Origin of the sequence: Streptomyces sp. NPDC088246 (assembly GCF_044741025.1) — a bacterium.
GTDB lineage: Bacteria > Actinomycetota > Actinomycetes > Streptomycetales > Streptomycetaceae > Streptomyces.
Map to the genome: position 1 here is coordinate 1 of NZ_JBIURV010000140.1, position 3,818 is coordinate 3,818.

General features: G+C 71.8%; 3 protein-coding genes and 1 pseudogene. 2 read left to right on the top strand and 2 right to left on the bottom strand.

The features are described from left to right. The first annotated feature begins 220 nt into the window (after positions 1-220). Positions 221-1,171: a hypothetical protein gene (locus tag ACIPEK_RS46290; protein WP_402008961.1), complete on the top strand. Its 951-nt coding sequence runs from the start codon at positions 221-223 to the stop codon at positions 1,169-1,171. Between the two features lie 3 nt (positions 1,172-1,174). Here the strand turns inward: ACIPEK_RS46290 and ACIPEK_RS46295 are convergent, their stop codons facing one another. Together ACIPEK_RS46295 and ACIPEK_RS46300 are read right to left on the bottom strand one after the other, a co-directional pair. Beyond that, positions 1,175-1,759 (bottom strand): sigma-70 family RNA polymerase sigma factor, encoded by a 585-nt coding sequence (locus ACIPEK_RS46295; RefSeq protein WP_402008963.1) that lies wholly within the window; start codon positions 1,757-1,759, stop codon positions 1,175-1,177. Positions 1,760-1,903: 144 nt separating this feature from the next. After that, entirely contained in the window at positions 1,904-2,821 is a 918-nt protein-coding gene (locus ACIPEK_RS46300) for a LamG domain-containing protein (protein WP_402008966.1), read from the bottom strand. Positions 2,822-3,412: 591 nt separating this feature from the next. On the opposite strand from ACIPEK_RS46300, the pseudogene ACIPEK_RS46305 reads away from it, so the two are divergent. Next, a pseudogene (locus ACIPEK_RS46305) lies at positions 3,413-3,748 on the top strand (hypothetical protein). Positions 3,749-3,818: the final 70 nt, after the last annotated feature.

The window sequence follows — 3,818 nt, forward strand, 5'->3', positions numbered from 1 at the left end:
GCGGGTGTTTTGGGGGGCCCGGGCCCCCCCCCGGGGGGGGCGCCGGCCCCACTGCCGCCCCCCCCGCCCCCGGCGGGCGTATGGTTCACCCGGCGCACCGGTGAACCATCCGCCGACGGGCGCCGTAGTGGCCATCGGGTGCACGGCACAGCGACTGTGCCGTCCTCGTTCTCGACCGTCCCGGCTCCGCCGCCGGGGCGTCCCGACAAGGAGTCAGAAGATGATCTGGTACGTCCTGGCCGTGGTGCTGGGGCTGGCGCTGATCGGGGCGGTGGCCGCGCTGATCGTCACCGAGCGACGTCGGCCACCCCGCCCGCCGAAGCCCGTCGCGGCCTCGAAGGCCGTCGTGGGTCGGGAGGCGCTGGACGTGGTCAACGCGGGCCTGCGCCGGCTGACGGGCGAATGCCTGCGCTCCGGCCGGTCGCTGCCCGACCTGTACGCCGTCGCCTACTCCGAGGAGCGGCTCGCACTGCTGCTGGCCGGGGCCGAGGAGGCCGCCCCCGCGCCCTGGACCGTCGAGGCGGACGGCGAGCGCTGGACGATCTCGCCCGACGATCTGCACCGCCCCGGCCCGGAGGGCGAACCGGCCCTGCCGTACGCGCTGACGGTGACGGTGGGCCTGGACGGACCCGACCGCGTGCTGGTCGACCTCTCCCGGGCGGCGGGGCCCGTCTCGGTGACGGGTCCGGACAAGGAGGTGCGCAGCCTGGTGCGGGCCGTCGTCACCGAGGCGCTCGCCGGCCCGGTGGGGGCGCTCGCCGAGGTCACCCTGGTGGGATCCCTGGCCGACGGCGGGCTCCTTTCCGGCGACGAGCCGCGGACCTCGCGTCTGCACAGCGCGGCCAGCCTGGAGGAGGCGTTCGCCACGGTGGCGGCGTCGGCGGGCACGGGAGCGCCGGAGCCCGGCTCGCCCGACGTCACCCAGATCTTCCGGCTGATCGAGGGCAGCAGCCGGATCGCCGTCCAGGGCGAGGCGCCGCATCTGTTCGTCGTGGACGCCTCGCAGCTCCCGCGACGGGAGGGGGCACTGGCCGGTCTGCGGCGCGGGGACGCGCTGCTGGTGGTCGGCGAGGCACCCACGGGGTGGCGCTGGCGTGCCGGTGCGGGCGGATCGCTCGACACCGGGCCGCTCGGCCTGGAGATCAACCGGCACGCGGGACGTCTGGCATAAGTGTCATCCGGCCTCGCGGTACAGGTCGCCCGCGTACAGGCCGCGGCTGTGCAGTGCCTCGCGCAGGGCGCGGGCGGCGTAGAACGTCCGGGACTTGACGGTGCCCGGCGGCACGCCGAGGACCTCGGCCGTCTGGTTGACGCTGCGTCCCAGGTAGTGCACGTGCAGCAGGACCTCGCGCTGTGCCGGCCGCAGGTCCCGCAAGGCGTCGATGAGCACCTGGGAGGTGAGCATGTGGTCCACGCCGTCGGAGACCGGCAGGTGGTCGAGTTCGGGGTCACCGGTCTCCAGTGGTCTGGCCTGGCGGGCCCGGTGGCCGTCGATGACGAGATTGCGCAGCACGGTGAACAGCCAGGGCCGCACCGAATCCGCGGTCGGGTCGAGTTCCCCGGCGTGCCGCCAGGCGCGTATCGCGACTTCCTGGAGGATGTCCTCGGCGCGGTGCCAGTCGCCCTCCAGCCGCCGCGCGGCGAACTGCAGCAAGGCGCTGCCGTGGAAGTGGTAGAGCGCTCTGAGGAACTCGTCGGGGCAGGGTTCCGTGGTGCGGGGGCAGGGTGGTCGGTCTTCAGTCGAAGCGCTGGCCGACAAGGGCCTTTTCCTCTCCGGTCGTCTGTGGGGAAGACGGGTTCGGCCGGCTGCGGGACAACCGGCAGGCGTCGCCGCGAGCCGCCGTGCGCCCGTGCGGCGCCGGTCAGCCTGCGGCGGCGGTGAACTTGCCCCCGTCAGCGCCGGTCAGCCCGGTTCGCGAGAGGAAAGCGAGTCCACCTCACGGGACGTCAACTCCCGGTCGTAGACGTGTACGTCGGCGATGTCACCGTTCCAGTAGTCGACCGGCTTCCCGTCGAACTTGGCACGTCCGATCACCACAGTGCCAGTGGGGTACACGCTGCTGGAGGCCACCCTGGTCCCCGCGAGCCGGCCGTCCACGTAGGTCCGCATCAGGTGGTCCTTCTGGCTGTACGTGCCGGTCAGGTGGTACCAGCGGCCGGGCTGCGGCTTCTCGGACGTCGCGACGGCACGGGTACCGGAGAAACTGAAGGCGAAGTTCCCGTCCTGGGCGGAGTACTGGAGGAAGAACGTGCTGACCCGGTCGCCGTCCTCGGACAAGGCGGTGTGGAAGCCGTTCATGTCCTTGGGGGCGAGGCGCACCCGTGCGGCGACAGAGTAGTCCTTGCCCGCGGTGTCGAGCCGGGTGCCGGTGTCCGCGTATCCGCTGGTGCCGTCCAGCTGCAAGGCGCCGCCCTCGGGGCCGTCGGTCCACTGCGTGCCGCCCCTGACCACGGCGTCGTGCGCGCCGGCTTTCGCGGTGCCGGACTGGTGCAGGGGCCACCAGCCGAGGCCCTGCAGCGACTCGGCGTCGCCACCCGGTTTCGGCGCGGGCGGGTTCGGCGCGGCCGGGTTCGGTGCGGGCGGGTTCGGCGCGGCCGGGCTCGACGCGGACGGTTTCGACGCGGATGGTTTCGGCGTGGCCGGTTTCGAGGCGGATGGTTTCGGCGTGGCCGGTTTCGGCGCGGACGGGCTCGACGCGGCCGGTTTCGCCTCGGTCTGTTCCTTCCCGGAGTCCTGGCCGCGCACCAGTTGGACGACGACGAAGGCCAGCGCGACGGTCAATGCGGTGATCGTGGTGATAAGCGCCCATCTGCGCGTCATGAATTTCCTCAGGAGGTGCGGCATAAATGTGTCACTGGTGATCACGAGTCGGATCCTGAAGTGGTTCGGTGTGCAACTAAGTTGTGACAGGTCTGTGAGGCAGCGGACCTGTTCGCCCCTGGATGTGCGCCCGTGCGCGGGGAGATGCGGCGACGCCTTGTCCGGGGCAGTGGAACATGGGGAGTTGTGACGTTCCGGCGGCGCGGGCGCATCGTCCGCCAGCCGTTCCCGAGTGTTCACGACGCGGTGGCCGGCGTCCGCCGGCTTTCCCCGGCCGTTCACCTGTGTGTGGTGGGGTGCGGGTTGCGGGGCCCGTGCTCGGCCATGCTCTGCACCACGACGGAGTGGATAAGGCTCTGTGATGGTGGTGCCCTGTACGAAGAACGTGGACGCATGGGGCGAGCCTGGCGCAGAAACCGGCCCTGGGCGGGCGGCTTCGCGCCGCTGCCACTCATAGGGGGTTGTTACGCAACGTGACAGGTGAGGGGGTGAGTGTCACGTTGTACGGAGAGGCGGCCGGTGCGGCGAGGGGTGGGCTCGGCGGTAGGGTCCGCGCGACGAACGTGACAGGTGCAACTCCGCAAGGCGGGCATGCAATTCGACGCCGTGCGCGTGGACGGTGACGAAGGGGGGGACGGCTCGCCTTCTTGATGGAGGCGATTACGGGCGGCGAGCCGGGGCCCGTCGTCACCGAGGCGAACGGGCGGAGGGCGGTGTACTTCCTCGTCCCGGGCCGGGAGCGCCGTACGCAAGTCCTGGCCGGCCGGAGTCACTCCGTTGAACGCGGCGGCGGGCCGGATCAGTTATGTGCCGATCCCCGCCCTGACCGGCCGTACCTGGCCGCTGGCGTGGCACTTTCCGCCGACGGTGCCCGACGGGTTCGTCCACCCCCTGCTGCTGAATGCGGTGTCCGTGTTGCTGGGCTGATCAGTCGGCCTTGGTGTACGTGAGCTTGTCGCCGGTGTCCGTGTTCTCGCGGCGCAGGGAGCCGTCCGGG

Coding starts and splice junctions, on each gene's coding strand:
- ACIPEK_RS46290 (WP_402008961.1), top strand. CDS start 221: ATGATCTGGTACGTCCTGGCCGTGGTGCTGGGGCTGGCGCTGATCGGG.
- ACIPEK_RS46300 (WP_402008966.1), bottom strand. CDS start 2,821: ATGACGCGCAGATGGGCGCTTATCACCACGATCACCGCATTGACCGTC.